We start from the raw sequence: 26,045 nt of genomic DNA on the forward strand, positions 1-26,045 counted from the left end.
AACAGCACAACCATGAAGACCCTCGCCCTCTCCCTGCTCTGCGCCATCGGCCTGTCGGCTGGCGCCACCGCCGCCCAGGCTGCGCAACCCCTGTCGGACCTGTCGCGTCTGGACGGCAGCATCGGCCGCAAGATCGATCCGTACCTGGACGGCGCCCGTGGTGTAACCGAAAAGCGTGACGTGTACTCGGAAGGCGCCCGCTCGGTGACCGACAAGCGCGATGTGTACTCGGAAGGCGCCCGTGGCGTGACCGACAAGCGCGACGTGTACAGCGAAGGCGCCTAAGCCCTTCCCAGTTGTACCGGCTTCGCCTTCCCCCCAAGGCGAAGCAGGCCCGGGGCACGCTCCCCCGAGTTCCGCCGGGCCACCTTCCCTACCGCCTCTCCGGCATTACATTCCCCGATACCGCATCCCCGCCGGGCCGGTTACTGCCCCAGCGCGTCAAGCTCCGCCCCCATCATCGATTCGATGGCTTCCATGAAGGCCCGCACCTTGCGCGGCTGGAGCCGCCGGTCAGGCAGCAGGGCAAACACCCTCAGCGGTGGCAACGGGTAATCCGGCATCACCCGCACCAACCTGCCTTGGGCAATTTCCGTTTCGGCGGCCGTCATCGGCACCCGGGCGATCCCCAGCCCCGCCAGCGCGGCCTGCATGCGCAGTTCGGCATTGTACGTCTGCATGCGCGGCCGGATCGGCACCGGAATCCGTCGGCCGTCGCGCGAAAATTCCCATACCGACGCACCGGGCGTGGCCAGCGTGGGCATGTTGGACAGGTCTTCGGGCTGGATCTGCGCCGGCAGGCTGGCCGCCAGGCTGGGCGCCGCCACCAGGCCGCGCTCCACATTCCAGATGCGTCGGGCGATGGTGCCGGAGTCGGGCAGGTCGGTATCCACGGTCACGAAGGCGATGTCATAGCCTTCCCGGATCGGATCGACCAGGCCCTGGGCAATTTCCACGGTGATGTCGAGCGCCGGATGGGCCGCCAGCGTGCGGCAGATGACGCCGCCCAGCTGCTGCGCCCCGAATTCGTAGGGCGTGGCGATACGCAGCATGCCCTGCACGCGCTCCTCGCGCGCCAGCGTTTCCTGGCGGATTTCACGCAGCCTGGCAAACAGCGGCGCCACATCGCGATAGACAGCGCCGCCGGCATCGGTCAGCCGCATGCGGCGCGTGGTGCGTTCCAGCAGCTTGGCGCCAATGGCGGTCTCCAGCCGGATCACCGCGGCCGATACGCGCGATTTCGGACAGTCCAGAGCCGCGGCCGCCGCCGTGAACGTGCCCTGCTCCACCACACTGCAAAATGCCTCCCAATCATTCCATTGGATTGTCTCGCTCACCGAACCCATTCCCTTGTATGACATTGTTGTCGTGGCCGCCCGTCGTGGCCTCCTTGCTGGCGGCATCTGTCGCGCCGGGCGGCCGCACATTATGCGATAGACAGATTCGTCTCGTCAGCGCCACCGATAGTTCCACGCGGCTGGCAACGCAGCGGTAAAGGTTGCTCCGGACTGGCAAAGCAGGCACATTTCCTCTACCCTTTCGGCCTTTCCGAGCCTTTCCGAACTCTCTCAGACCCATGGCGCATCCTGCCGATTCCGCTACGTCCCGCGCGCCCGTTGCCGGTACGACCGAGAAGCCGAGCGACAGCTATGTGCAGTCATTTGCGCGTGGCCTGTCGGTAATCCGCGCGTTCAACGCCAGCCATCCGGCCCAGACGCTGACCGAAATCGCCCAGGCCAGCGGCCTGACCCGCGCCGGCGCACGGCGCATCCTGCTGACGCTGGTGGGGCTGGGCTATGTGCAGAACGACGGCCGGCTGTTCCGCCTGACGCCGAAGATCCTGGACCTCGGGTTCGCCTACCTGACCTCGATGCCGTTCTGGAACCTGGCCGAGCCGGTCATGGAGGCGCTATCGCAATCGGTCCACGAAAGCTGCTCGATCTCCGTGCTGGACGGCACCGAAATCGTCTATGTGCTACGCGTGCCGGCTCGCAAGATCATGACCATCAACCTGTCGATCGGCAGCCGGCTACCGGCCTATTGCTCGTCGATGGGCCGTGTGTTGCTGTCCGGACTCGACGACACCGAACTCGACCGCGTGCTGCAGGCCTCGGACCTGCAGCCGCGAACCCGCCGCACCGTCACCGACATCGCCGCGCTGAAATCGCTGATCGCTGATATCCGCACCCGTGGCTGGGCACAGAACGATCAGGAACTCGAGGAAGGCCTGGTGTCGCTGGCCGCCCCGATCCGCAACCGCACCGGGCAAGTCATCGCCGCACTGAATATCAGCGGCCAGGCCAATCGGACCAGCGCTCAGGAAATGTCCGACCGGTTCCTGCCGCCGCTGCTCGAAGCGGCCGAGAAAATTTCGGCCATGGTGAGCCTGCGGACCTGACCGGCCGCGCTCCCGCTTTAATCTCTCCTTAATTTTCAGCGCACCGGGGACCATTCCCGGTGCCGCCACGGCGATTCCCCCATCTCATTGCAGTCCTGACGCCGATTGGCCATTTGCCATTGGGCGAATCCGGTCGTCCGCACTTTGCACACATCGCATTTTCCGGTCAGCCATAGCGAAATAACTTGTTTCGGCAATATGGCGCACTAGGATTACGCTCAACGGCTACGACACCATATAAAAAGGCGGCCGATCTCGGCTGCCCGCGAGGAGACAAAATGGCCAGGAAACCCACAAGAGGCGACATCGATCAACGGCGTCGTGGAGTGCTGAAGGGCGGCACCGCCCTGGCGCTGCAGGCGTCGCTAGGATTCGGCGCAACGCGCGCCTTTGGCGCGGCCAATACCACCGAGATGCCATTTGAAAACGGGCATCGCGAACTGGTGGCGTTTCCGCAAAAACGGCCGCTGATCCTGCTGACCAACCGGCCGCCGCAACTCGAAACCCCATTCGAGGTATTTGGCGAGCATGTGATCACGCCAAATGACGCGTTTTTCGTCCGTTATCACTGGAGCGGCATTCCCACGTCGATCGATGCATTGACGTACCGCCTGACGATCGACGGCCAAGTGTCGCGCCCCGTGTCACTGAGCCTGCAGGAATTGCGAAAGCTTGGCGACCCCGTGGAAATCGTCGCCGTCAACCAGTGTTCCGGTAATGGCCGGGGATATTTCTCGCCGCGCGTCAACGGCGGTCAACTGGGAAATGGCGCGATGGGTAATGCACGCTGGACTGGCATCCCCTTGCGCACGGTGCTGGAAAAGGCCGGCATCAAGCCAGGTGCCGTGCAGGTCAGCTTCGACGGCCTTGACCGCCCGCCGCTTGAAACCGGCCCCGACTTCGTCAAGGCGCTATCGATGGACCACGCGATGGATGGCGAGGTCATGCTGGCCTGGGCGATGAACGGCAAGGATCTGCCGATGCTCAACGGTTATCCGCTACGGCTGGTCGTGCCGGGGCATTACGGCACCTATTGGGTCAAGCACCTGTCGCATATCGAAGTCCTGGACAAGCCGTTCGATGGCTTCTGGATGAACCCCGCCTATCGTATTCCGGCCAACGACTGCGCCTGCGTGGCACCGGGCACCGCGCCTGCCAGCACCGTGCCAATTGGCCGGTTCAATGTCCGGTCGTTTATCACCAGCCATATGCCAGGCAGCTTTATCAAGTCCGGGCGGCCGGCCGTGGTCAAGGGCATTGCATTCGATGGTGGCCATGGCATCGCCGACGTCGCATTTTCGGAAGATGGCGGCGCCAGCTGGCGGCCCGCGCAACTGGGCAAGGACCTGGGCCGCTATTCGTTCCGCGAGTGGAGCATCGCATTCCAGCCGCAGCGCAAGGGAGAATTCGATTTGCGGGTGCGTGCCAAAACCCGGTCGGGAGAAATCCAGCCGCTGACGGCAACCTGGAATCCTGCGGGATACATGCGGAACGTCGTGGAATCCACGCGCGTCCTGGTGGTTTGAGAGGGGCCAATATGAAAAAGCACCACACCTTCCTGCTGGCCACCGCCTGCGCGCTGGGCGCCGTGTCCGGGGCATCGAATGCCCGTCCAGTGGAAATCAAGCTGCCGCAGGAAACCGCCACCTACAAACCCAGCACACTGCCCGGCTATAACCTCGCGCTGCAGAACTGCATGATCTGCCATTCGGCCCAGTACGTATCCACGCAGCCCTCGACATCGACACGCGCGTACTGGGACGCCACGGTCAAGAAAATGAAAAAGCCATTCGGCGCGCCGCTGAAGGACGAGGATATTCCCGCGATCGTGGATTATCTGGTGAAGACCTACGGGGCGGAGCAGGCGCAGGAATCGTCGAATGCTGCCGTGAGCAAATAATCGGAATCGGAATATGGGGGTGTGAGCGGATACTCACGCCCTCCTTTCCTCCCTCCTCAGCGCGGTCCCGTCCTTGGCTCCCACGACACCGCCACGTCGCCCTTGATGAACGTCTGGCACGCCATGCGATAGCCGGCGCGCAGGTCGTCGTCGTTCAGATGCTTGCGCTCCTTGGGCTTGACGGCGTCGGTGTGCTCCAGGCCCTGTTCGATCCGGCACTTGCAGGTGCCGCAAATGCCGCCGCCGCACTTGAATGGAATGCCGCCCTGCTCGCGCAGCGATACGCGTAGCAGATTGCTGTTTTCCGGAGCGGTCACGGTCTTGCCGCTGTTGGTCACGAACGTGATTTCGACGGTGCGCGTCTGCGGCGCGGCGGCGCCATCGGTGTCGGTGTCTTCGGTCACGGTGGCATCGGCTTCGGTGTCGGCCCGCATCATTGTTTCCTTATCGAGAGATCCATGCTGCCGAAGTGCGCCAGCTTCTGCAGCGCGTCGTGGGCAGCGTCGAGCGTGTCAAAGCGCTCCAGGAATTTGGTCGGCACGTGGTTGATCACGGGGTCGGCGTCGGGCGCGGTCGATTCCTCGACCACGCGCACCTTTACCGGCTGTTGCGTTTCCGTCAGTTCGGCAATCACGAAGATCGCCTTGGGCCGCCCGTAGAACAGGTATTCCCACGTTTCGCGCGGCTCCACGCCCGGCACGGCTTCGGTGCGAAACTGGCCCGGCTTGCTGGTCAGGATCACGAACATGCCGCGACCACCATCTCGGGCTGCTCGAGTTCGATGTCGTGCGTCAGCCAGATCTGGCAGGCCAACCGGAAGCCCTGGTCCAGGCGCTCGCCAAGCTGCTTCTTCTCTTTCCAGTTCGGCGGCGGCAGATGCTCTGCACCGGCCAGCACCTTGCAGGCGCACTTCGAGCATTTGCCCATGCCGCATTCGTAGCGCAGGTTCGGATACGGAAACTGCTTGATGCCGGCGCGTACGACGAGATTGGTCTCAGGCTTGACCTCGTCGACGAAGACCTGGCCGTTCTTATGGAAGGTGACTTTCGGCATAACAATTTCTTGAATCTGAAAGATTAGGCAACCCGTTCAGCGCCACAGGAACATGGCGCAGATCGTGGAGACGAACAGCCCGGCCAGCACGGGCAGCAGCAGCGCCCGCACCGCATCGAGCACAGGTACGCGCGCAAACCCGGCCACGGCGATCAGCGACGACCACGCGATCAGCGTGCCGCCACCCGTCCACACCGCGCCCATCTGGCCCACGGCCGCGAGCGTGGCGGAGTCGAAACCGACCACCGGGCCCAACGCGCCGGCCAGCGTGCCGGTCAGCGGCAGACCGGCAAAGCCCGATCCGTCGATGCCGGTGATCATGCCCACCAGCAGCACGCCGAACGCCACCAGCACGTGGTTGTCAGGAATCATGTGCTGGTAGGCCTGGATCAGCTCAAACAGCAGGCTTGGCGCCTTGCCCGCATCGACGCCCAGGATCTGGGCAGCGGTTTCGCCGGCCCCCACGAAGAAGAAGCCCGCGATCGGCAGCACCGACCCCATGGCCTTGAACGCGAACACGAAGCCGTCGGTGATGTGGTCGGGGCAGACATCGAGCATGCGGCGCGGGCCTTCGGCAGCCAGCGTGGCCAGCATCATCAGCAGCGCGGCCACGCCGCCCACCAGTGCCGCGGCGGCGCCGCCCTTCAGGTCAGGCATGCCCGACGAAATCTTCGGCGCCACCATCAGCGTCACCACGCAGATGAACGCCAGCGGCGTCAGCACGGCAAAGAACTTGGACCACTTCACGCGGCGGCGCTCCACCATGGCCAGGCTCTGCTCGATGTTGGCGTCGGTGACCAGCGGCTCTTCGTGCGACGTGCCGCGGGCGATCTCGGCCTTGTCGAACGTGCCGGTGGCCTCGACGGCGGTGTCGGCGCCAGTGGCGCGGGCCTGCCAGCGATCCAGCAGCGCGCCGTTGGCCGGCACGATATGGCGTCGCATCGACAGGTAGGCCAGCGTCAGCGCAATGGCGCCGGTGATGATCGACAGGATCAGCGCCCGGTCAGCCACCACGGCGGCGCTGACCGCTGCGCCGGCCGCCTTGGCGCTGATGCCCGGCGCCACGCCGATCACGTAGTCCGACGACAGCGCCATGCCCTGACCGGCGATGGCAATGGCCATGGCCCCCGCCAGCGGCGGCAGGCCGGCGGCAATGGCGGCCGGCAGCAGGATGGCCGACACCAGCGGCACGGCCGGCGTGGGCCAGAAGAACAGCGAGATCACATAGGTAATGCCGGCCAGGATGAAGTAGGCGCTGTGCCCATTCTTCATCACCACCCGGAACGGCTCGACCATGCGGATATCGGACCGCAGTGTCTTCAGCGCATTGAGCAGCGCCGTCATGAACGCGATCACCAGGAAGATATTGAACAGCTCCTTGGCTGCCACCAGGCTTGCCGCGAAGATGCCGCCCAGTGCGCTGATCGGGCTGCCCGTGATGGCCAGGATCACGAGAAAGGTGCCAAGGATGGACGGCACCACGACATTGGCCCGCAGGATCATGGTCAACACGATCACTGCTACGCCTAGCAGATACACCCAATGTGCCAGGCCAATCTCAACAGCATGTTGCATGAGGCTCCCCTTTTCCTGGAGGCCCTTGTGGGGGCGGTATAAGAATTCTGTGGTGCTACTGTTTTGTATACTATATCCCGCAGTCGATCGAAAACAAGCGAAAACTGCGCGACCTAGGGAAATCACCCGATCGGTGCGAAGATTGGCTCCAGCGCACGGTTTGCGCGCATCTCGCACCACACTGGATTAAACGATCGCCCTGGGAAAACCCTCTGGTTTTTTCCGAAACTCTGTGTAGACTGTATACCGAAATAGCCCCCCCGAGACGATTTCAACATGCTCCATATCACCGACGCGATGATCGACCGCCACGTCACGGCCGCCGATGCCCAGGCCGCGATGCTCGAAGCCTTCCAGAGTTTCGGGCGCGGCGATGCCGCCATGCAGGAACGGATCCGCACGGAAGCCGGCGGCGTGAAGCTTTCGACGCTGGGGGCGGTCATCCCGGCCCAGCAGGTGGCCGGCGCCAAGGTGTATACAACCATCGCCGGTCAGTTCTCGTTTGTCATCCTGCTGTTTTCGACGGTTGACGGACGGCCGCTGGCCTCGTTCGATGCGGGCGCCATCACCCGGCTGCGCACGGCGGCCTGCACGGTGCTGGCCGCGCGTCGGCTGGCGCGTCCTGACGCCGAGATGCTGGCGCTGTTCGGCGCCGGCACGCAGGGTGTGCAGCATGCGTTGCAACTGTCGACGGCGTTGCCGCTCAAGCGCATCCTGGTGTGCGATCCCTATGCCGATGCAGGGGCGGCCGAGCGGCTGGCCGCGCAGTGCGGCATCCCGGTGGCCTTCGCGCAGCCCGAGGAAGCCGCGGCAGCGGCGGACATCATCGTGACGGCCTCGCGCTCCACCACGCCGCTGTTCTCCGGTGCCATCGTCAAGCCCGGCACGTTCGTCGCGGCCATCGGTTCCAGCCTGCCGCACACCCGTGAGCTCGACGACACGCTGCTGTCGCGCGCCGCCACGGTGGTAGTGGAATGGCGGCCCCAGTCGCTGCGCGAAGCCGGCGACCTGGTGCTGGCCGACAAGGCCGCGCTGCCCGACGACAAGATCGTGGAACTGGCCGATGTACTACTCGATCGGCCCGATACCCCGGCTGTACGCCGGCAACCTGACGACATCGTGATCTACAAGTCGGTCGGTGTCGGCCTGGAAGACGTGGCGTTGGCAGGCGTGGCCTGGCAGCGCATCACTGCGGCGGAGGCAGCCGCCGCCTGATTCCGAATCCATGGAAGTCGCCGCGCGCCCGCGGTTTTTTTATCGCCTGAACGACGTTGTAGAAAATATACAAATTCATTCCACCCCGAACGCAGACAAACAGGAGTCCCCAAAATGGCCGAACTGATGAACCGCGAAGCATTCCGCACCGCCCTGGAAAACGCCATCAAAGGCAAGAGCGCCAACCAGGCGCCGTTCAGCAAGGCATGGGCCAGCGGCACGCTGAGCCGCGAACACCTGGCACGCTGGGCCGAGAACCACTATCACTACGTGGGCCCGTTCGCCGACTACCTTGGCTATATCTACGCCCGCACGCCCGACCACATGACCGAGGCCAAGGACTTCCTGCTGGCCAACATGTACGAGGAAGAAATCGGCGGCGACCGCCACACCGACCTGCTGATCCGCTTTGCCGAAGCCTGCGGCACGACGCGCGAGCGGGTGGTGAGCCCCGACAACATGTCGCCCACCACGCGCGGCCTGCAGAGCTGGTGCTACGCCGTGGCCATGCGTGAAGACCCGGTGGTGGCCGTGGCCGGCCTGGTGGTGGGCCTGGAATCGCAGGTGCCGTCGATCTATCGCAAGCAAACCCCGACGCTGCGCGAGAAGTACGGCTTCACCGACGAAGAGGTGGAATTCTTCGACCTGCACATCGTGTCCGACGAGATTCACGGCGAACGCGGCTACCAGATCGTGCTGGAGCACGCCAACACGCCCGAACTGCAGCAGCGCTGCCTGAAGATCTGCGAGATCGGCGCACAGATGCGCCTGCTGTACACGACCGCGCTGTACTACGACTACGTCGACACCAAGTCGGAAGCCGCCGCCTGAGCATACTCCCAGGCACCAGACAAGCCGGACCCGCCCCGTACCGTGTGTCGTGTACCGGGCGCAGGTCCGGCGTCTCTCCGAACCAGAACAAGGCCCCCGCAAGATGACCGAGACGTACCGCAACTACATCGACGGCGAATGGTGCAATAGCGCCAGCGGCCGCACGCTCGACAACATCAACCCCGCCGACACGCGCGACATCGTCAGCCGCCACGCGGCCTCCGACGCACGCGACGCCACCGCCGCCGTGGCCGCCGCGGCCGCCGCCTTCGACAGCTGGAAGAAGACGCCGATCGGCAAGCGCGCGAAGATTCTCAACGATGCCGCCGCCCATCTGGAAGCCAATGCCGACACCATCGCCGCCGAACTGACGCGCGAGGAAGGCAAGTCGCTGAACCTGGCGCGCGACGAGATCATGCGTTCGGCGCAAACGCTGCGTTTCTACGCGGTGGAAGGCCAGACCTTCAGCGGCGAAAGCTATCCGATCGACGATCCGGACATGCTCGTGTACAGCCTGCGCGAGCCGCTGGGCGTGGTCACGGTGATCTCGCCGTGGAACTTCCCCGTGTCGATTCCGGCGCGCAAGATCGCGCCGGCGCTGATCACCGGCAACACCGTGGTATTCAAGCCGTCGTCCGATGCGCCGCTGTCCGGCTATCGCCTGGCCGAGGCCTTCGTCAAGGCTGGCATTCCCAAGGGCGTGCTCAATTTCCTGACCGGCAGCGCCGGCGAGGTGGGCCCGACCATCGTCGAATCGCGTGCGGTGCGCGCGGTGTCGTTCACCGGATCGACGCAGGCCGGCGAGCAGATCCACAAGTCCGTGCCGATGACCACGCGCACGCAGATGGAACTGGGCGGCAAGAATCCGTTGATCGTGATGGAAGACGCCGACCTCGACCGCGCGGTGGACCTGGCCATCAAGGGCGGGCTGTCGTTGTCGGGGCAGGCGTGCACCGGCACCAGCCGCATCCTGGTCATGCGCGAGGTGAAGCAGGCCTTCACCGACAAGCTCGTGGCCAAGGTGAAGACGCTCAAGATCGGCAGCGGCATGACGCCGGGCATGGACCTGGGTCCGCTGGCCACGCGCAAGCAGTTGCAGACCGTGCTGGGCTACATCGAGGCCGGCAAGCAGGAAGCCACACTGCTGTGCGGCGGCCAGCAGCTGACCGATGGCGATTTCGCCAATGGCTTCTACGTGGCGCCGGCCGTGTTCACCGATGTCACGCAGTCCATGCGCATTGCCCGCGAAGAGATTTTCGGCCCGGTGCTGGCGATCATCGAAGTGGACAGCTATGCCGATGCCATCGCGAAAGCCAACGACACCGAATACGGGCTGTCCGCCGCCATCGCCACGCGCAACCCGCGCTACATGCACGACTTTGCCCGCGACATCGAATCGGGCACCGTAAAGATCAACCGCACCACCACGGGCAATCTGGTCAACGCGCCGTTCGGCGGCCTGAAGCGGTCCAGCACGTCGACGTTCCGCGAATCGGGTCGCGCCGGCCTGGAGTTCTACACGCAAATCAAGACCGTCTACCAGGGCGTCTGAACCCGGGCATCCGACACAAAATTAAGGAAACAGCCATGAAGAAAGCCATCAAGCTCGAACTGAGGGAAGCCCGCCACATGGTGGCCGCCGCCGTGCGCAAGGCCGAGGAAATCGGCGTGCTGGAATCGGTCTGCATCGTCGACGACGGCGGCTACCCGCTGCTGCTCGAACGCATGGACGGTGCGCGTATCACCGGCCCGCAGATCGCGTGGAACAAGGCGTTCACCGCGGCCGGCCACAAGCGGTCCACCCACCTGTTCAACACCGCGCCGAACGGCCCGGCGCTGCCCGGCAATGAAGCATTCGGCATCCAGTGGAGCTTCGACGGCAAGTTCGCCGTGTTCGTGGGCGGCTACCCGATCGTGGTCAATGGCGAAGTGATCGGCGGCGTGGGCCTGTCGGGCGGCAACGGCGAGCAGGACACCGCGTGCGGCGTGGCCGCGCTCGAGGCGCTGCGCGACCTGCTGGCCGCCGAAGACCTGACCGTGCTGGCGCAGGCCGACATCAAGAAGTAAGCAAGGGGGAATCGTCATGTCCCATCGGGTCGAGATTGCGGAAACGCAACAGGTTTTCATGGTGGCGCCCGGTGAATCGGTGCTCGACGCCGCGCTGCGCTGCGGCGTGGAACTGGCGCATGAATGCACGTTCGGCGGCTGCGGCACCTGCCGCATGCGCGTGGTGCAGGGGTCCGTCTCTTACGAAGACTTCCCGATGGGGCTGACCGAGGAAGAGCACGCCGACGGCTTCGCGCTGGCATGCCAGGCGCGGCCCGACGGCGACCTCGTCATCAGCACGGCCCGCGCGGGGGGCCCGCAGGTGCCGGCCCGGCGCGCCACGGCAACCGTGCTGTCGGTGGCGCCGCTCGGCCCCGACGTGCTGCACCTGCGCCTGGCGCTGCCCGAAGACGAGCCCTTCGTCTATGAGCCCGGCCAGTATTTGAAGGTGCTGCTGGACGATGGCACGCATCGCAGTTTCTCCATGGCGTCGGCACCGGCCGGCAACACCGTGGACTTCCACGTCCGGCAGATCGCCGGTGGCCGCTTCACGTCCACGCAACTGCCGAAGTTGCGCGCGGGCGACCGGCTCGACGTGGAACTGCCGCACGGCGATTTCAGCTTGCGCAAGGAAGACTATCGGCCGCTGCTGATGGTGGCCACAGGCACCGGCCTGGCGCCGATCAAGAGCATGCTCGAATCGCTAATGGACGATGCCGACTGTCCGCCCGTATGGCTCTACTGGGGCATGCGCTCGGCGGCGGATCTCTACCTGCACGACGAGATCGCCAAGTGGGGCGAACGGCTCTACGACTTCCAGTACGTCCCGGTGCTGTCGCGCGCCGACGACAGCTGGCAGGGCCGCCGTGGCTACGTCCACGAGGCAGTGGCCGCTGACTTGGGCGACCTGTCCGAGCACGCCATCTATCTGTGCGGTTCGCCGAACATGATCCACGACGCCAAGCAGACGTTCATGGTGCTGGGGGCGCAGACACCGTTCATGTATTCGGATGGCTTCACGTTCCAGCACGCGGGGGGCTGACGCGCAGACCCGACGGATGGCCGAACGGGCCGAACGTTGCACGGGCGGAATGCCGGTAGATGTCTACCCTATGTCTTGATTCAGGAGGTGACGGTATACAATAGCGGCATTCACGCCGCGGCCCTTCGACCGCGGCCTATCACCGATATCCGACGGCCGATCCCGATCATGAACGACGCCACCGCTGCCCTGAAGCCGAGTCCGGACACCCCGGCCGCAAGCCTGGGCGCCCAGCATTCCCCACTGTTCGCGCTGGTCACGGACACCCTGCGGCAACGCATCCTGGGCGGCCAGTACGAACAGGGCGAACGTCTGGTGGAAAACACGCTGTCCCTGGAACTGGGCGTATCGCGCATTCCCGTGCGCGAAGCGCTGCGCGCGCTGGCGGCCGAAGGGCTGGTGCGTATCGAGCCGCGGCGCGGCGCATCGGTGGCCCGGCTGTCGCCCAACATCGCACGCGAAATGGTGGAAGTGCGAGCCACGCTGGAAGGCCTTAACGCCAAGCTGGCGGCCCAGCGCCGCGACCCGACACTGGTCGAGGAACTCGAGAAAGTGCTGCAGGAAGGCAACGACGCCGTGAACAGCGGCCAGACCGAGCGCTTTGTCGAGCTGAACTCGCGTTTTCACGAGGTACTGGGCAATATCGCCGCCAACAGCGTGCTGCAGGACATGATGCGATCGTTGCGCGAGCGTACCGCGCTGCTGTTCGCCCCGGCGAACCTGAGCCGCGCACGCCTGAACTGGGACGAGCACGCGCAGATCCTGCAGGCCGTGATTGCCGGCGACGCCGATCTGGCATCGCTGCTGGCCACGCGGCACGTCTACAGTGCGGCCAAGGCCGTGGAATCGATCAACGTTGCCGACGCGGCCGCGGACGCACAACCTTCCGCCTGACAGACACGCGCGCCGGACGATCTTTCTCGGCCGGCGCAGCAGTCACACCTGTTCAACTCCCCATCGATACACCCAGCCGCGCGCCAATTGACGCGCCGGCGGGCATTCCTGCAGCGTTCTGCCGACGCACGTATGCCCGCCCCCGGACGCACCACATCGAATCCGGCAATCCCTTGTTGCGCACCAGGAAATGGCGCAGTGCACCATAAAGTGTATACTGTAGGCGTTTCTTAACCGCAATAGGGATTGACCATGAACTACCCGGATGCTTCGTATTTCGACCGTCCGGTGGGCGAGCAGCTTCTGAGCCACTTCGCACGCCGTGATGCCGTTCGCCATGCCACGCCGCTGCTGCCGTTCCGCTTCGCCGACCTGCTGGCGCTGTTCCGCGGCAACACCTCGCGTCACAAGCCCGTCTAACCGCACCTGCCTATAACGGGCGCCCGTCATACTTTCGGTATCGAGGCGCCTTTTGGATCACGACCCCGCCCGGCCCGCCACCCGCGACAGTGCAGCGGGCGACGCGAGCGATATGTCTATGGCAATACTCCGCGCACATGAACGCGGAGGTGACCCAGACCATCATCAGCCGGGCTCTCCCCTATACCCCCATCGGCATCTTGCGCGTGCGCAGCACACGTCGCAACACGGGTCCGACCGATCCGTACGAGCGCGAGCCCGCCTACCTCGTCGTCCTGCAGCTACGCCCGTTTGGCGAGCAGGACCTGTGGGTCGGCGGCCGGCCTGCGCCGCATGCGCCGTTCGGCGCGGAGTTCCTGGCCGTCTACGATTTCGAACGGAACTGGGTATCGAACCTGATCGGCGAATACGACTGCCTGTAGTTCTATCTGCCGCAGGCTGCGCTGGATGAAACGGTCAGGGACATGGGCGCGCGGACCGTCGAGCGACTGTATTGCCGGCCCCACCTGACCGTGGCGGACCCCGTTGTCCATCATCTGAGCCAGGCCCTGCTGCCGGCACTGGAACACTCGGCGCACGCGTCGACGCTGTTCGTCGACCATATGGCGCTGGCACTGCGCGCGCACCTGGTGCAGACCTATGGCGGCATCGCGCAGATGACGCGCCGCGTGCAGCCCCGGCTGGCGTCGTGACAGGAAATGCGCGCCAAGGACATGATCATGGCGCACCTGGACGGCGAGGTTTCTCTTGAGACGCTGGCCGCAATTCGCGTCGAATCCTATGCCATGCAACGCTGGATGAACCGCCTGACGCCGAATACGGCCGAAGTGGTCGATGGCATCCGCAGGATTCAGGCCCAGTCGGAGCGGGCCGAACAGGTGATCCGCAGCCTGCGCGCACTGATGCGCCGCGAGCCCACGGAACGCCATCCGTTTCAACTCGATCAGGCCGTCCTCGACATCCTGCCGCTGGTGGAAGCCCGGCTCTACGACGCCGACGTCACGCTACAACTCGACCTCGATGACGCGCTGCCGCCCCTGTACGGCGATCGCGTGCAGATCCAGCAGGTCGTGCTCAACCTGCTGCTCAACGCGGTAGATGCGTTGCGGGGCCAGCCGCACGGGGTTGCCGCCGTGACCCTGCGCGTGGTGCCCGGCAAGCCGGGCATGGCATTGATCGAGGTCGTCGATAACGGCAAGGGGATCGACCCGGCGCGCATCGACCAGATCTTCGAGCCGTTCGTCAGCACCAAGTCGGACGGGATGGGAATGGGGGCTGGCCATCTGCCGCATGATCGCCGAAGCACATAGCGGCACCATCGAGGCCATCTCGGCGGGCGGACGGACGACCATGACGGTTACCTGCCGCTGCAGACCGCATAAGTCCGCTTGGACCGACTAGCCCGCCGTACCTCGCTTCAGCGACCTGCGGATATCAAAGCGTGGCCGGCGGCATCTCCACGCTGCCGAACTCGGCCGACCGCGAACCGCTGACCGGGCGGTTGCTGGCGCCGAAATAGGCAAACGCCACCGACAGCTTGACGGTCTCGGAATCGTTGCGGCCCGCCGCATGAAACAGCCGGCTGTCGAACATCAGCACGTCGCCACGATGCAATGCCAGCGGCATCGCGCCCTTCAGCAGCATCTGACTGGCCGGATGCGCCTCGATCAGGAATTCGGCCGGATCCAGCTGGGCGGGATCGAGCTTTGCGCGATGCGAGCCCGGAATCACGCGCAGCACGCCGTTGCGCTCGTCCTCGTCGCCCAGCGCCAGCCACACGGTAACCAGATCCGGGTTCACGAACGACCAGTAGCGCGTGTCGCGGTGCCAGCCGGTCTGGCTCCCATAGTGGGGGTGCTTGGTCATCACGCAGTTGTGGTGAGCCAGCGTCAGGCGGGTGGGTTCACCCAGCAGCGCCTCCACCGTCGCCACCAGTTGCGGATGGCTGGCCCAGCGGCGGAACGCCTCGTCGCGGCCATACGCCTGGCGCAGCCGTCGCACGGTATGGCCACCAGCGTCCTGGCGCGTGGCCGGGGCACCGGGGTAGCCGAGGTCGGCCTCGAACTCCACCGGCGGCACGGCTGCCGCCAGATGCTGGCGGGTCACGGCCTCCAGCGCCGCGCACGTGGCCTCACTGGCAAAATTGCGCAGCACGATATAGCCGCCCGTATGGAATTCCCGGGCCAGGCTGGCCAGCGCCGCCTGGTCGGCCAGCGGCGCGGAAGAGTCGAAATCGAGTGGGGCAGGCGCGCCAGACACGCGCGGTTGCGAAGCAGTCATTGCAGCGGCTAGGACGATTCTGAAAAGTGGCAAGGTGCCAACAGGTCGATGATGCCAGAACGCGCGAGATCCGGCGCGGCTGGCGCCCGATTCCGGTGCATTCCCGAACTGTCAGCCGCGTACAACCGTGCGGAAACCCACTGTCCGATGCGACCTCCACGCCGCTACAATGGCCCCACCCTGCCGCGCCCCGTCGTATTGCACCGGCACCCCGCCGTATCGCACCGTCATCGCCAACCCGCCATTGAGGCCGCCGAACGTGACAGCCCGACCCAGGATTACCGCCTCGCTGGCCGAGGCCCAGAACCAGCTTGGCCGCATCGTGCTGGGCAAGCCGCGCCAGGTGCGGCTTGCGCTGGCATGCATGCTGGCCGGCGGCCACCTGCTGCTGGAAGACGTGCCCGGCGTGGGCAAGACCACGCTCGCGCACGCGCTGGCGCAAACCCTGGGCCTGCAGTATCAGCGCGTGCAGTTCACCAGCGACCTGCTGCCGGCCGATCTGGTGGGCGTGTCGGTCTATATGCGCGACACCGGAAATTTCCGCTTCCATCGCGGTCCCGTGTTTGCCCAGTTGGTGCTGGCCGACGAAATCAACCGCGCCCCGCCGAAAACGCAGAGCGCGTTGCTCGAAGCCATGGCCGAACGCCAGGTGACACACGACGGCGTGACGCACGCGCTGCCGGCGCCGTTCTTCGTGATCGCCACACAGAATCCGCTCGAACAGGTCGGCACGCATGCGCTGCCCGAATCGCAGCTTGACCGCTTCACCATGCGCATCTCGCTAGGCTATCCGGACCCGGCCTTCGAGCGCGTGCTCTATCTGGGTGGCACCACCGCGCAGGAGGCGTCGGCCGTGATGGATGCCGAACAGGTGCTGGCGCTGCAGGCCGCGGCCAGCCGCGTGTACGCCAGCCCGGCGCTGGTGGATTACGTGCTGGCGCTGGTGCAGGCCACGCGCGTGGAAGCGGCATTCGTGGCCGGGTTGTCGCCGCGCGCCGGCCTGGCGCTGCTGGCCTGCGCACGCGCCTGGGCACTGGTCGACCAGCGCGACATGGTGGTGCCAGAAGACGTGCAGGCGGTGTTTGCCGCCGTGGCCGCGCATCGGCTGTTGCCGGCCGGGCAGGCGGCCACTTCGCTGGATCGCCTGATGGCAGGCGTTGCGATTCCCTGACGCGCGCCCGGTCCCGCGTCGCGCAAACCGCCATGCCATGTGCCCACATGGCGCCAGCCAAGGCGTCCCAGGCATCCGACACCCGCCGCGCAGGGCCGGTAGGCGTGGCGATGCCGCGCCCGCACCGTCCCCGCAAGCCCGTCAATGGCGTGGTCACGCTGGACCGGCGCCATCTCTATATCCTGCCCACCCGCAGCGGGCTCGGCTTTGTCGTGCTGCTGCTGGCCATGCTGACCACTTCGCTGAACTACAACATCAGCCTGGGCTTCGCGCTGACATTCCTGCTGGTCGGCATCGGAATGTCTTGCATGTGGATGGCCTATCGCAACCTGCTTGACTTGGAAATCTCGGCGGGCCCGGTGTCGCCGCCGTTCGCGGGTGATGTCGCGGAGTTCGCGCTGCACGTCGCCAATCACGATGGCGGCGCGCGGATTGGCGTGGAGGCCGTTGCGGCGTCCGGCGGTACGGCCGAGGCCGCGCCGGCGTTGACGCTGGATGGCCTCGGCCAGGGTGTGCTGGCCGTGCGCATGGACGCCCGCCGGCGTGGCCGGCTGGCGCTGCCGCGCGTGACCATTTCGAGCCGCTTTCCGTTCGGGCTGTTCCGCGTCTGGAGCTACGCGGACTTCCCCATCACCACGTGCGTCTACCCCGCACCCGAGCATCACGCGCCGCCGCTGCCCGTTGTGGCCCAACCCGACGACGGCAGTGACGACGGCGACATCGGCGTGGTGTCCGACGACGGCATCGACCAGCTACGCAAGTACCGTCCCGGTGATCCGCTGCACCGCATCGCCTGGAAGCACAGCGCGCGCACCGGCCGCTGGCTGAGCCGCACAGGGCAGGTGCCACGGCAGCCGGCATGCTGGATCGACTGGGGTACGCTGCCGCTGACCATGGATACCGAGGCCCGGCTGTCTCGGCTGTGCGCATGGGTGCTGGCAGCCGGTGACCAGTTCGACGTCGGCCTGCGGTTGCCAGGCGTGGAAATTCCGCCGGGTCACGGCGCGGCCCATCGCCGTGCCTGCCTGGAGGCGCTGGCCGTCTGGCCGGAGCGGCGCACCGCATGAAGGCGCCGATGCAACCCCGCGCGCTGGCCCATCAGGAGCACGGCATGCTGATCGGCCAGCTGGCGCTGGTGCTGGCGCCGCAGGCCCGTACGTTGCCGGTGTCCGTCAGCCTGTTGCTGGTGCTGCTGCTGGCATGGCGCTGGCTGCTGTGGCGCCAGCGGGCGCCGCTGCCATCGAAGCTGATCGTCGGCGCGACGGCCATGCTGGTGCTGCTGATCGCCGCCGCACTGGTCTGGCGCGGCGGCGGCGGCTTTGGGCGCGAGTTGTGCGTGGCCTTGCTGGCCGCGTTCGTCATCCTCAAGCTGATGGAAACGCGCGCGGTGGCAGATGCCACGCTGGTCACGCAGTTGTCGTTCTATCTGCTGCTGACGCTGTATCTGGAAGAGCAGCCGTTCTGGCTGGCGATATACAGCATGGCCATCGGTGCCTGGATCCTGCGCAACTGGCTGCTGTTCCACCACCCCGAGGCACGCGGGCGGCTGGCCATCTGGCCGCTGCTGGGCCGCATGGCGCTGTTCGGCCTGCCGTGGGCGCTGTTCCTGTTCGTGCTGTTTCCGCGCCTGGAGCATCCGCTCTGGCGCCTGCCGCAATCGGACCCGGTCGGGCGCACCGGCATCAGCGACACGATGCGGCCCGGCAGCATCGGTGAACTGATCCGCTCGCCCGAAGTGGCGTTTCGCGCCGATATCGTTGGCAACCCGCTGCCTGCCAGTGCCCTGTACTGGCGGGCCCGGGTGCTGTGGGACTATGACGGCCAGGCTTGGCGTCCCGACGCCGAACCCCCGCTGCGGCAGGCCGCTGGCTTGGGCAGCGAAAGTGACGAGGGCGAAGCGGATGCCGCTGGCCCGGCCGGCGCCGTTCCGCGCGAGTACAACGTCACGCTGGAGCCCACGCAAAAGACCTGGCTCTATCTGCTGGACCGTGGCGTGGCGGTGTCGGACAGCCTGGCTGCGCAGCGCTCGCCTGACGGTGAATTCTTTGCGCGAAGTCCGGTGGATCGCGTCCTGCGCTATCGCGCACGGTCGTGGCTGCAGGGCGTGCCGCAGCCGCTGACCCGCCGCACGCTGCAACTGTCGCTGGCGCTGCCTGATGGCAACCCACGCAGCCGCGAGCTGGCAGCCGGCTGGATGGCGCGCTACGCCGACCCCTGGCAGCGGGTGCAGGCCGCCATGCGGCTGTTTGCCGAGGCGCCGTTCGCGTACACCCTGTCGCCGCCGACGCTGGGCAAGGCGCAGGTCGACAGCTTTGTGTTCGACACGCGGCGCGGTTTCTGCGAGCACTACGCCAGCAGCTTCGTCTTCCTGATGCGCGCCGCCGGCGTGCCCGCCCGCGTGGTGATCGGCTACCAGGGCGGCGAGTACAACCCGCTGGGCAAGCACTATGTCATCCGCCAATCCGACGCCCATGCCTGGGCCGAAGTCTGGCTGGCCGGACGCGGCTGGGTGCGGGTGGATCCGACCAGCGCCGTGGCGCCGAGCCGTGTGGAAAGCGGCGTCGATGCGGCGCTGGCGGGCGAGGATCTGGGCGCGCTTCGTGAACTCCGGGCGCCGGGCTGGCTGCGCGACCTGCGCTGGGGCTTTGACGGCCTGACTTACAAATGGCAGCGCTGGGTGCTCGAATATGACCGCAGGCAGCAAGATCGCCTGCTGGACCAAGCCGGACTGGGCAACCGGTTGCCACAGTTGCTGGCCGTCGGCATCTGCGTGTTGAGCCTGGTCGCGCTGGCACCGATGTGGCTGCGCCGCCGTCGGGTGGATCCGGTTCAGACGCTCTACGAGCAGTACTGCGCCGTGCTGGCCCGCCATGGCATCGCGCGCGGCTCGTCCGAAGGGCCCCATGCCTTCGCGACACGTGCCGAAATCGCACTGCCACACGCTGCGTCGTCAGTGCGAGTGTTCACTGACAATTACGTGGCCTGGCGCTATGGCGTCCCCGATGCCACGACGCAGGCTGGCACCGTCGCCCGGCTGCGCAAGGCGTTGCGCGAGCTTGGGCGAACGCTGCGCCGCGCGTGAGCAGCCCGGACACGGTCCGATCGTACTACCCCTGATCGTCCTGCTGGCCGTCCACACCGTCCAACCGGGCGACCTTGCGAGTTCGAGGCTCGACGCATATAGTTTCATACGTAACTATTACCGATGAAATTAATATGTCGTTTGAACGCCGCATTGACCGTTTCTGCGCCGAGCACCCGGAAGCTCCGCGCGACCTGATCCTGGCCTCGCGTCTGCTACTGCGTTCCGCGCGGTTGCTGCGACATCACATCGAGCACGCCTTGGCGCCGTTTGAGCTGGATCTGAGCCAATACCTGGTGATCAGCATGCTGGCAATCGATGCGGGCGAGCCGACCATGCCATCGGAACTGGGCATGTCGATCGACGCCACGCGCACACAGATGACGCGGCTGATCGACGGCCTGCAAGCGCGCGGGCTGGTGCTACGCAAGACGTCGGAACACGACCGGCGCAGCCTGGAACTGACGCTGACGCCGGCCGCCCATGCGCTGCTGGAGCGTGCGGCCCCCGCCGTGCATGCCGCCTACGGCCAGGCGTGGGCGCCGCTGGGTCAGGACGGGCTGGCCACCGCCACGCGCGATCTCGCCGCGCTGCATGAGCACCTGGCTGCGCTGGAGGCAGGCCAGCCGTGAGTACGCAGGTCAGCCCCTGGCACCGCTTGCGCGCCGGCATGCGCTGGCTGCGACTGCTCAGCCATCGGCAGCGACAGACGCTGCTCATGATGCTGCTGGGCCTGACCACGGGCGTCGAGTTTCTGGAAAACATCATGTTCGTGTTTGCGTCGAGCCATATCGTCGGCGGCATCGACGCGGACCCGCGCAGCTTCGCGCTGGTGCAGGCCGCCTATGCGGTCGGCAGCATGATGATGATTCTCAAGCAGCAATGGCTGGCGCAGCGCTTTGGCTATCGCTACTACCTGACCGGATCTCTGCTGCTGTTCATGTCCGGCACGGTCATGGCAGCCACCAGCATCGGCCTGCCGCAAATGGTCGTCGCCCGATTCATGCAGGGCGTGGGCGGCGGTGCGCTGTTCACGAGCTGCCGCATCCTGGTGAACGTGATGTTTGCACCGGCCGACCGGCCACGCGCTTCGCGCCTCTTTATGCTCGGGATTTTTGGCGCATCGGCCATGGCACCGGCGTTCGCCGCCGAGTTGGTGGAGCACGGCGTCTGGCAGGACGTGTTCTATGGCGTGCTGCCGTTCGCCGCGCTGGCGGCCCTCGGCACGTGGCTGCTGCTGCCCGACGCCGAACCACGGGCCGAGCAGGAAGGGCCGGCCCTGGGCCCGCTGCTGCTGTTCGGGGTGGCGGTCGTCGTACTGCAGGCATCAATGACCGAGGCACGCTTCGACATCTTTTCGCATCCGATGCGCGTGGGCATGGTGGCGGCGGTTGCGCTGGGCTTGCTCGGGGTGTTCCTCTGGCAGCAGTGGCATCACGCTACGCCGGTGCTGCGCCTGCGCGCGCTGCGGCAGCCCGTGTATATGACGGGGCTGGCCATGTATTTCGTCTATTACATGATCAGCAATCTGAGCAGCTACGTGTTTCCGATCTATGCCGAACAGGCGCTGCGCTTTCCGCTGGCCACCACCGGATGGCTCAATACGCTGGCCGCGCTGATCAGCCTGGCCGGCATCTGGATCTACCTGCGCGTGGCCCGCAGGCTCACTCACAAGAAGCCGGTGATGGTTACTGGCCTGTTGCTGATGGCGGCCGCGATGGCGTTCTTCTCGTTCATGCCGCCGGACGTTCCGCCGGCGGCGCTCGTGCCCGGATTGGTCGCCAAGGGCTTGTTCGGGGTGATGGTCATCATTCCGATTGCCGGGCTGACCTTCCGCACGCTGAGTGGCGACGACTTTGCGCACGGCTATCGCAGCAAGAATCTGGTGCGGCAGATTGCCAGTTCGTTTGCGTCCTCGCTGGGCGCCGTGCTGCTGCAGAACCGCCAGTTCGCGGTGCATACGAGCCTGGTGCATGCCATTGGCCAGCGTCCCGCCGAAACCGAAAGCTGGATGCATGCGGCACAGTCGTTGCTGACCGCGCGCGGGTTCGATGCTGGACAAGCGCATGCCGGCGCATTGGCGCAAATGGCTGCGATAGTCGATCAACAGGCGCGGCTGATTGCCTGCGAGGATATCTATCGATTGATTGCCGCAATTGCGCTGGTGGCTGCGGTCTTCATGCTGGTGCAACGCCGACTGGACTAGCCTAGCAGATGCAATGCGGAGGAGGTACTACCGGGACGCTAGCGTCAGCGCGGCAATGGCGGCGGTCATGCCATCGCGGAAAACATGCATGCCTGGGGTCGGCACGCGATTCAGTCAGGGACTGTTCGGGGATGCTCTAGAACCCCAGTTTCAGAACAACGTCAGCTGGCGCATGCCAAAGCCGACCGTTTCTTCCACGCGGGCACGTGCATGCACGAGCGAACCTTCGGCGCCGGAATAGTTGCCGGCCGCCCAGTGGTAGACCACGGGCAGGTCGCCGCGATCGGACAAGCGGACTTCGCCGAGCTTGTCGCCACGGTCATTGCGGTAGTAGTGGGATCGATAGCCGCGCTCCCAGTGGGGCGGGACTTCCTTCTTGCGCCGACGGGCCGTCGCCTTTCTGGCGAGTGGCGTCAGGCGCCTCGCCAGATCGGTGCCCGGCGAGATCGGGGCGCGGTTGAAATCCAACTGCATAGACTTCCTTCTTCTGTCGATTCAGCAAGAGCTGAAATGGTGACGTGAGTCACCACACGGTTCATGCATCGCAGTCGAGATCATACCCGTTCAAACGCGTCTTTGGGGCGTTTGTCGCCCGGAATTCCGCTTCTGGCAAGGGTTTGCGGGCGTATACGCGTATACGTATACGCCCGCCGCACGCCCCTCGTATACGTCTCGTACACGTGTTTTGCGAAGCGTAAACCGCTTGCCACCGCAGGTCAGCCAAGGTCGAGTGGAATGAAGATTCGCGCATCGTCGCGTTGCACCAGCAAGGCCACCTGCTTGCCCGATTTCGACACCAGCGAACGCAGTTGTTCGGCCGAGGAAATCGGCGTGCCGTTGAGCGACAGGATGACGTCGCCGGGCTGAATGCCGACACGCGCCGCCGGACCCGCCACGTCTTCGACCACGAGGCCGCCATCGATGCCACTGTCACGCTTTTCGGCCGGCGTGAGCGGGCGCACGGCCAGACCCAGACGGCCGCCTGCTTCGCCACCGTTCTTGCCCTGGGCCACGGCGCTTTCCTTCACGGCGCCGATCTTCACGCTCAGCGTCAGCGGCTCGCCCTTGCGAATCACCTTGAGATCGGTCTTGGTGCCGGGCTGCAGGTCTGCCACGTGCTCGGGCAGATCGCCGGAATGGTCGATCGCGTCATTGCCAAGCTGCACGATCACGTCGCCAGGCTTCAGACCGCCCTGTGCGGCCGGGCTGTCCGGTTCCACCGAATTCACCAGCGCACCCGCCGGCTTCGGCAGCTTGAACGATTGCGCCAGCGCCTGGTTGACTTCCTGCACCGAGATGCCAAGGCGCCCACGCGTGACCTTTCCATGCGCCACGAGTTGCTGCTCAACCTTCTTCGCCACGTCGATCGGAATCGCGAACGACAGGCCCTGATAGCCGCCAGTCTGGCTGTAGATCTGCGAATTGATGCCGATGACCTCGCCGCGCTGGTTGAACAGCGGGCCGCCCGAGTTGCCCGGGTTCACGGCCACATCGGTCTGGATGAACGGCACATAGGTGTCATCGGGCAGTGACCGCGACTTGGCGCTGACGATGCCGGCCGTGACCGTGTTCTCGAAGCCATAGGGCGAACCAATCGCCAGCACGGGTTCGCCGACACGAATCTTCGACGGATCGCCCAGTCGTACGGTGGGCAGGTCCTTGGCATCGATGCGAATCACCGCGATATCGCTCTGCGGATCACTGCCCAGCACCTTGGCCTTGAATTCGCGGCGGTCGGTCAGCTTGACGGTGACCTCCGTGGCGTTGTCGACCACGTGCGCATTGGTCAGGATCAGGCCGTCGGGGCTGACGATGAAGCCCGAGCCCAGCCCCTTTACAAGCTGCGGCTGCTGGCTCTGCGGGCCCTGGAATTGCGGGCCGAAGCGCTTGAAGAACTGGAACAGCGGATCGTCCGGGTCCATGCCCGACGGCACTTGCGCCGAGGTTCGCTGCGCGCGGGCGGTCACACTGATGTTGACCACAGCGGGGCCATACTGATCGACGATGCCTGAAAAATCGGTCGGGGTTGCCACGGCGACAGCGGTAGCCACGGCCGGTATCGGCGCTGCATAGCCGGGCGTGATCGCGTCCTTCTGGAGATAGGCGTATCCGCCGGCCAGGGCAGCAAGCGCGGCAACACCGACTGCGGAACGGGCAAGAGTCTGGCGAATCATGGTGCTTTCCTTTCTGGATGATGGACAGCGCCGAGTGTTGGCGCGACAGGGCCATCCTATGCACCCACACTTAAACCAGACTTAAGGGTTGTACGAAGGTCGTACGGCATCAGCCTTTGATCCCCTTTGATCTGTCACGGCCGCCCCCTATTCTCTATAGGGCCGATGTGAAATTTATATTGCACACAATTTAATTGTGTATAAGATATAGTCATGACGACGCAAACGACGACCCCTCCGAAGACGGAAGACTGGCTGCAACTGGATCAGCAGCTCTGCTTTGCGCTGTATTCGACGTCACTGGCGATGACCAAGGTCTACAAGCCCATCCTGGGTGAGCTTGGACTTACTTATCCGCAGTATCTGGTCATGCTTGTGCTGTGGGAGCACGCCGAGGTGAGTGTTTCGGAACTGGGCGGGCGGCTGACGCTCGATTCGGGGACGTTGACACCGCTGTTGAAACGGCTGGAAGCGGTGGGATTGGTGCACCGCGGACGCGACGCCGAAGACGAACGCCGCGTGTTGGTCAGTTTGACGGATGCCGGCCGTGGCTTGCGAAGTGCCGCTGCCACCATCCCGGAAAAGTTGTTGTGCGCAATGCAGTGTTCTGTGGAAGAGATCCAGGCACTGACATCGCGACTGCATGACTTACGGTCGACGCTGGACGAAGCGCGATCGGAAGATTGACGGCCGACTCAGTCGGCATCTTGAAACTGCTGCCCGCCCCCGGGCAAACCTAGGAGAGTGCAAATGAAACTGGAAAAAGTCCTGTACACCGCCCACGCATCCGCAACCGGTGGCCGTGATGGTCGCGCCACGACGTCGGATGGCCAACTGGACGCCAAACTCGCGGTACCCAAGGAAATGGGCGGCGCCGGCAACGGCCTGAATCCGGAGCAACTGTTCGCGGCGGGTTACTCGGCCTGTTTCCTCGGCGCGATTCGCTTCGTCGCCGGCCAGCAGAAGATTACGGTGTCGCCCGACGCCAAGATCGAAGGTGCCGTTGGCATCGGCCAGATCCCGCAGGGCTTTGGTATCCAGGTGGAACTGAAAATTTCCCTGCCGGGTATGGAAAAGGAAGCCGCTCAGAAGCTGGTGGAAGCGGCTCACCAGGTTTGCCCGTACTCGAACGCCACGCGCGGCAATATCGACGTGAACCTGATCGTGGTCTAGTACAGCCCGATCGGCAAAGAAAACGCCGGCCATTGGCCGGCGTTTTTTATGGCGAATCGGTGGTCGTTACACGATCGTGGCCGATTTTGGCGTCATCCGTTGCCATCAGCTTGCTGCAGCGTCGCACACATTGCGCGCTTTTGCCCCGCCGTCATCCGCTTGGTCCGGATTTCCGCCTTGAGTGCTTCGGATTTATTTGGAAATACCATCCAGCCGAGTAGCCGTATTGGCTTGCGAGCGCGCGTGTATTTTGCGCCGGTACCCGCCACGTGCTGCGCGTATCTTCGCTGAACGTCAGTCGTTACACCGGTATAGATCGAATTGCCTTCGCATTCGAGCAAGTAGAGAAACCAGGCGGTATCGAAATCGGTGTTGGCATCGATGTCGACGGCAGGGCTGGCGTCGTCGGAGGCGTTTGTGTCGGCTGTCATGTCAGCGACGATGATACGCGCGCCCGACGGCATTTGCACCGACTGCAGGAGCGATATCGTTTCGCGCGCCGCAAAAGCAAAACCCCCAAGCTTTTAGGGCTTGGGGGTTCTGGGTATAAGAGCCTGGCGATGACCTACTTTCACACGGGTATCC

The 26,045-nt window shown here is 65.2% G+C and carries 30 protein-coding genes; 21 read left to right on the forward strand and 9 right to left on the reverse strand.

Annotated elements, in window-relative coordinates:
• Window positions 1–12: 12 nt before the first annotated feature.
• Complete coding sequence (locus tag CYJ10_RS10980; RefSeq protein ID WP_101681488.1) at window positions 13–285, forward strand: hypothetical protein; 273 nt, start codon at window positions 13–15, stop codon at window positions 283–285.
• Window positions 286–425: 140 nt separating this feature from the next.
• Here the strand turns inward: CYJ10_RS10980 and CYJ10_RS10985 are convergent, their stop codons facing one another.
• Window positions 426–1,337 (reverse strand): LysR family transcriptional regulator, encoded by a 912-nt coding sequence (locus CYJ10_RS10985; protein WP_029050808.1) that lies wholly within the window; start codon window positions 1,335–1,337, stop codon window positions 426–428.
• 239 nt (window positions 1,338–1,576) lie between these two features.
• Here CYJ10_RS10985 and CYJ10_RS10990 point away from each other — a divergent pair, with 239 nt between their 5' ends.
• The 3 genes from CYJ10_RS10990 (at window position 1,577) to sorB (ending at window position 4,298) form a co-directional block, all read left to right on the forward strand.
• A complete protein-coding gene (locus CYJ10_RS10990; RefSeq protein WP_101681489.1) occupies window positions 1,577–2,398 on the forward strand; it encodes an IclR family transcriptional regulator in 822 nt (273 codons plus the stop codon).
• 278 nt (window positions 2,399–2,676) lie between these two features.
• Entirely contained in the window at window positions 2,677–3,924 is a 1,248-nt protein-coding gene (sorA, locus tag CYJ10_RS10995; RefSeq protein WP_101681490.1) for a SorA family sulfite dehydrogenase catalytic subunit, read from the forward strand.
• 11 nt (window positions 3,925–3,935) lie between these two features.
• Complete coding sequence (gene sorB / locus CYJ10_RS11000) at window positions 3,936–4,298, forward strand: SorB family sulfite dehydrogenase c-type cytochrome subunit (protein ID WP_101681491.1); 363 nt, start codon at window positions 3,936–3,938, stop codon at window positions 4,296–4,298.
• Window positions 4,299–4,354: 56 nt separating this feature from the next.
• On the opposite strand, the gene CYJ10_RS11005 is transcribed toward sorB, so the two are convergent.
• The 4 genes from CYJ10_RS11005 to CYJ10_RS11020 are packed head-to-tail and all read right to left on the reverse strand — an operon-like array spanning window position 4,355 to window position 6,926.
• Entirely contained in the window at window positions 4,355–4,732 is a 378-nt protein-coding gene (locus tag CYJ10_RS11005) for a 2Fe-2S iron-sulfur cluster-binding protein (RefSeq protein WP_101681492.1), read from the reverse strand.
• Complete coding sequence (locus tag CYJ10_RS11010) at window positions 4,732–5,046, reverse strand: ferredoxin (protein WP_101681493.1); 315 nt, start codon at window positions 5,044–5,046, stop codon at window positions 4,732–4,734. The genes CYJ10_RS11005 and CYJ10_RS11010 overlap by 1 nt, the downstream gene beginning before the upstream one ends.
• Window positions 5,037–5,351, reverse strand: coding sequence for a 2Fe-2S iron-sulfur cluster-binding protein (locus tag CYJ10_RS11015; protein ID WP_101681494.1), 315 nt, complete (start codon window positions 5,349–5,351; stop codon window positions 5,037–5,039). Before CYJ10_RS11015 ends, CYJ10_RS11010 begins: the two co-directional genes overlap by 10 nt.
• Before the next feature lie 36 nt (window positions 5,352–5,387).
• Window positions 5,388–6,926, reverse strand: coding sequence for a hypothetical protein (locus tag CYJ10_RS11020; RefSeq protein ID WP_101681495.1), 1,539 nt, complete (start codon window positions 6,924–6,926; stop codon window positions 5,388–5,390).
• Window positions 6,927–7,202: 276 nt separating this feature from the next.
• On the opposite strand from CYJ10_RS11020, the gene CYJ10_RS11025 reads away from it, so the two are divergent.
• The 10 genes from CYJ10_RS11025 to CYJ10_RS11065 all read left to right on the forward strand — a co-directional run bounded on the left by CYJ10_RS11025 (window position 7,203) and on the right by CYJ10_RS11065 (window position 14,684).
• Entirely contained in the window at window positions 7,203–8,141 is a 939-nt protein-coding gene (locus tag CYJ10_RS11025; RefSeq protein ID WP_101681496.1) for an ornithine cyclodeaminase family protein, read from the forward strand.
• A 114-nt stretch (window positions 8,142–8,255) separates the two neighbouring features.
• Window positions 8,256–8,972, forward strand: coding sequence for a TenA family transcriptional regulator (locus tag CYJ10_RS11030; RefSeq protein ID WP_101681497.1), 717 nt, complete (start codon window positions 8,256–8,258; stop codon window positions 8,970–8,972).
• Window positions 8,973–9,075: 103 nt separating this feature from the next.
• Window positions 9,076–10,524, forward strand: coding sequence for an aldehyde dehydrogenase family protein (locus tag CYJ10_RS11035; protein ID WP_101681498.1), 1,449 nt, complete (start codon window positions 9,076–9,078; stop codon window positions 10,522–10,524).
• A gap of 35 nt (window positions 10,525–10,559) precedes the next feature.
• Complete coding sequence (locus CYJ10_RS11040) at window positions 10,560–11,039, forward strand: GlcG/HbpS family heme-binding protein (RefSeq protein WP_029050819.1); 480 nt, start codon at window positions 10,560–10,562, stop codon at window positions 11,037–11,039.
• A 16-nt stretch (window positions 11,040–11,055) separates the two neighbouring features.
• Window positions 11,056–12,060, forward strand: coding sequence for a 2Fe-2S iron-sulfur cluster-binding protein (locus tag CYJ10_RS11045; RefSeq protein WP_101681499.1), 1,005 nt, complete (start codon window positions 11,056–11,058; stop codon window positions 12,058–12,060).
• 168 nt (window positions 12,061–12,228) lie between these two features.
• A complete protein-coding gene (locus CYJ10_RS11050) occupies window positions 12,229–12,954 on the forward strand; it encodes a GntR family transcriptional regulator (RefSeq protein ID WP_101681500.1) in 726 nt (241 codons plus the stop codon).
• Between the two features lie 252 nt (window positions 12,955–13,206).
• Window positions 13,207–13,374: a hypothetical protein gene (locus CYJ10_RS34080; protein ID WP_180862890.1), complete on the forward strand. Its 168-nt coding sequence runs from the start codon at window positions 13,207–13,209 to the stop codon at window positions 13,372–13,374.
• A gap of 149 nt (window positions 13,375–13,523) precedes the next feature.
• Window positions 13,524–13,796 (forward strand): hypothetical protein, encoded by a 273-nt coding sequence (locus CYJ10_RS11055; protein ID WP_146002010.1) that lies wholly within the window; start codon window positions 13,524–13,526, stop codon window positions 13,794–13,796.
• Window positions 13,797–13,838: 42 nt separating this feature from the next.
• Window positions 13,839–14,066 carry a hypothetical protein gene (locus tag CYJ10_RS11060; RefSeq protein ID WP_101681502.1) on the forward strand — a complete coding sequence of 76 codons (228 nt, stop codon included), beginning with the start codon at window positions 13,839–13,841 and terminating at the stop codon, window positions 14,064–14,066.
• A 6-nt stretch (window positions 14,067–14,072) separates the two neighbouring features.
• Window positions 14,073–14,684, forward strand: coding sequence for a sensor histidine kinase (locus CYJ10_RS11065; protein WP_101681503.1), 612 nt, complete (start codon window positions 14,073–14,075; stop codon window positions 14,682–14,684).
• A gap of 124 nt (window positions 14,685–14,808) precedes the next feature.
• On the opposite strand, the gene CYJ10_RS11070 is transcribed toward CYJ10_RS11065, so the two are convergent.
• Window positions 14,809–15,654 (reverse strand): phytanoyl-CoA dioxygenase family protein, encoded by an 846-nt coding sequence (locus tag CYJ10_RS11070; RefSeq protein ID WP_101681504.1) that lies wholly within the window; start codon window positions 15,652–15,654, stop codon window positions 14,809–14,811.
• Window positions 15,655–15,913: 259 nt separating this feature from the next.
• Here CYJ10_RS11070 and CYJ10_RS11075 point away from each other — a divergent pair, with 259 nt between their 5' ends.
• From CYJ10_RS11075 to CYJ10_RS11095, 5 genes are all read left to right on the forward strand, one after another.
• Complete coding sequence (locus tag CYJ10_RS11075) at window positions 15,914–16,825, forward strand: AAA family ATPase (protein ID WP_101681578.1); 912 nt, start codon at window positions 15,914–15,916, stop codon at window positions 16,823–16,825.
• A gap of 32 nt (window positions 16,826–16,857) precedes the next feature.
• Window positions 16,858–17,892, forward strand: a complete 1,035-nt coding sequence (locus CYJ10_RS11080) for a DUF58 domain-containing protein (protein ID WP_101681505.1) — start codon at window positions 16,858–16,860, stop codon at window positions 17,890–17,892.
• Window positions 17,889–19,907, forward strand: coding sequence for a transglutaminase TgpA family protein (locus CYJ10_RS11085; RefSeq protein ID WP_257993234.1), 2,019 nt, complete (start codon window positions 17,889–17,891; stop codon window positions 19,905–19,907). The genes CYJ10_RS11080 and CYJ10_RS11085 overlap by 4 nt, the downstream gene beginning before the upstream one ends.
• Before the next feature lie 134 nt (window positions 19,908–20,041).
• Window positions 20,042–20,539 carry a MarR family winged helix-turn-helix transcriptional regulator gene (locus CYJ10_RS11090; protein WP_101681506.1) on the forward strand — a complete coding sequence of 166 codons (498 nt, stop codon included), beginning with the start codon at window positions 20,042–20,044 and terminating at the stop codon, window positions 20,537–20,539.
• A 38-nt stretch (window positions 20,540–20,577) separates the two neighbouring features.
• Entirely contained in the window at window positions 20,578–22,113 is a 1,536-nt protein-coding gene (locus tag CYJ10_RS11095) for an MFS transporter (RefSeq protein WP_101681507.1), read from the forward strand.
• Window positions 22,114–22,263: 150 nt separating this feature from the next.
• Here CYJ10_RS11095 and CYJ10_RS11100 read toward each other — a convergent pair whose 3' ends face one another.
• Window positions 22,264–22,587 carry a hypothetical protein gene (locus CYJ10_RS11100; RefSeq protein ID WP_101681508.1) on the reverse strand — a complete coding sequence of 108 codons (324 nt, stop codon included), beginning with the start codon at window positions 22,585–22,587 and terminating at the stop codon, window positions 22,264–22,266.
• A gap of 242 nt (window positions 22,588–22,829) precedes the next feature.
• On the reverse strand, window positions 22,830–24,287 hold the full coding sequence (locus CYJ10_RS11105; protein WP_101681509.1) for a DegQ family serine endoprotease: 1,458 nt from the start codon (window positions 24,285–24,287) through the stop codon (window positions 22,830–22,832).
• Window positions 24,288–24,500: 213 nt separating this feature from the next.
• Between CYJ10_RS11105 and CYJ10_RS11110 the strand changes: the two genes are divergently transcribed.
• Complete coding sequence (locus tag CYJ10_RS11110; protein ID WP_101681510.1) at window positions 24,501–24,974, forward strand: MarR family winged helix-turn-helix transcriptional regulator; 474 nt, start codon at window positions 24,501–24,503, stop codon at window positions 24,972–24,974.
• Window positions 24,975–25,037: 63 nt separating this feature from the next.
• On the forward strand, window positions 25,038–25,460 hold the full coding sequence (locus CYJ10_RS11115) for an organic hydroperoxide resistance protein (RefSeq protein ID WP_066742803.1): 423 nt from the start codon (window positions 25,038–25,040) through the stop codon (window positions 25,458–25,460).
• A 92-nt stretch (window positions 25,461–25,552) separates the two neighbouring features.
• Here the strand turns inward: CYJ10_RS11115 and CYJ10_RS11120 are convergent, their stop codons facing one another.
• Window positions 25,553–25,843 carry a GIY-YIG nuclease family protein gene (locus CYJ10_RS11120; protein WP_257993248.1) on the reverse strand — a complete coding sequence of 97 codons (291 nt, stop codon included), beginning with the start codon at window positions 25,841–25,843 and terminating at the stop codon, window positions 25,553–25,555.
• Between the last annotated feature and the right edge of the window lie 202 nt (window positions 25,844–26,045).

Source organism: Cupriavidus pauculus, from assembly GCF_002858765.1.
GTDB lineage: Bacteria > Pseudomonadota > Gammaproteobacteria > Burkholderiales > Burkholderiaceae > Cupriavidus > Cupriavidus pauculus_B.

Coding starts and splice junctions, on each gene's coding strand:
- CYJ10_RS10980 (WP_101681488.1), top strand. CDS start 13: ATGAAGACCCTCGCCCTCTCCCTGCTCTGCGCCATCGGCCTGTCGGCT.
- CYJ10_RS10990 (WP_101681489.1), top strand. CDS start 1,577: ATGGCGCATCCTGCCGATTCCGCTACGTCCCGCGCGCCCGTTGCCGGT.
- sorA (WP_101681490.1), top strand. CDS start 2,677: ATGGCCAGGAAACCCACAAGAGGCGACATCGATCAACGGCGTCGTGGA.
- sorB (WP_101681491.1), top strand. CDS start 3,936: ATGAAAAAGCACCACACCTTCCTGCTGGCCACCGCCTGCGCGCTGGGC.
- CYJ10_RS11005 (WP_101681492.1), bottom strand. CDS start 4,732: ATGCGGGCCGACACCGAAGCCGATGCCACCGTGACCGAAGACACCGAC.
- CYJ10_RS11010 (WP_101681493.1), bottom strand. CDS start 5,046: ATGTTCGTGATCCTGACCAGCAAGCCGGGCCAGTTTCGCACCGAAGCC.
- CYJ10_RS11015 (WP_101681494.1), bottom strand. CDS start 5,351: ATGCCGAAAGTCACCTTCCATAAGAACGGCCAGGTCTTCGTCGACGAG.
- CYJ10_RS11020 (WP_101681495.1), bottom strand. CDS start 6,926: ATGCAACATGCTGTTGAGATTGGCCTGGCACATTGGGTGTATCTGCTA.
- CYJ10_RS11025 (WP_101681496.1), top strand. CDS start 7,203: ATGCTCCATATCACCGACGCGATGATCGACCGCCACGTCACGGCCGCC.
- CYJ10_RS11030 (WP_101681497.1), top strand. CDS start 8,256: ATGGCCGAACTGATGAACCGCGAAGCATTCCGCACCGCCCTGGAAAAC.
- CYJ10_RS11035 (WP_101681498.1), top strand. CDS start 9,076: ATGACCGAGACGTACCGCAACTACATCGACGGCGAATGGTGCAATAGC.
- CYJ10_RS11040 (WP_029050819.1), top strand. CDS start 10,560: ATGAAGAAAGCCATCAAGCTCGAACTGAGGGAAGCCCGCCACATGGTG.
- CYJ10_RS11045 (WP_101681499.1), top strand. CDS start 11,056: ATGTCCCATCGGGTCGAGATTGCGGAAACGCAACAGGTTTTCATGGTG.
- CYJ10_RS11050 (WP_101681500.1), top strand. CDS start 12,229: ATGAACGACGCCACCGCTGCCCTGAAGCCGAGTCCGGACACCCCGGCC.
- CYJ10_RS34080 (WP_180862890.1), top strand. CDS start 13,207: ATGAACTACCCGGATGCTTCGTATTTCGACCGTCCGGTGGGCGAGCAG.
- CYJ10_RS11060 (WP_101681502.1), top strand. CDS start 13,839: ATGGGCGCGCGGACCGTCGAGCGACTGTATTGCCGGCCCCACCTGACC.
- CYJ10_RS11065 (WP_101681503.1), top strand. CDS start 14,073: ATGCGCGCCAAGGACATGATCATGGCGCACCTGGACGGCGAGGTTTCT.
- CYJ10_RS11070 (WP_101681504.1), bottom strand. CDS start 15,654: ATGACTGCTTCGCAACCGCGCGTGTCTGGCGCGCCTGCCCCACTCGAT.
- CYJ10_RS11080 (WP_101681505.1), top strand. CDS start 16,858: ATGCCATGTGCCCACATGGCGCCAGCCAAGGCGTCCCAGGCATCCGAC.
- CYJ10_RS11085 (WP_257993234.1), top strand. CDS start 17,889: ATGAAGGCGCCGATGCAACCCCGCGCGCTGGCCCATCAGGAGCACGGC.
- CYJ10_RS11090 (WP_101681506.1), top strand. CDS start 20,042: ATGTCGTTTGAACGCCGCATTGACCGTTTCTGCGCCGAGCACCCGGAA.
- CYJ10_RS11095 (WP_101681507.1), top strand. CDS start 20,578: ATGCGCTGGCTGCGACTGCTCAGCCATCGGCAGCGACAGACGCTGCTC.
- CYJ10_RS11100 (WP_101681508.1), bottom strand. CDS start 22,587: ATGCAGTTGGATTTCAACCGCGCCCCGATCTCGCCGGGCACCGATCTG.
- CYJ10_RS11105 (WP_101681509.1), bottom strand. CDS start 24,287: ATGATTCGCCAGACTCTTGCCCGTTCCGCAGTCGGTGTTGCCGCGCTT.
- CYJ10_RS11110 (WP_101681510.1), top strand. CDS start 24,501: ATGACGACGCAAACGACGACCCCTCCGAAGACGGAAGACTGGCTGCAA.
- CYJ10_RS11115 (WP_066742803.1), top strand. CDS start 25,038: ATGAAACTGGAAAAAGTCCTGTACACCGCCCACGCATCCGCAACCGGT.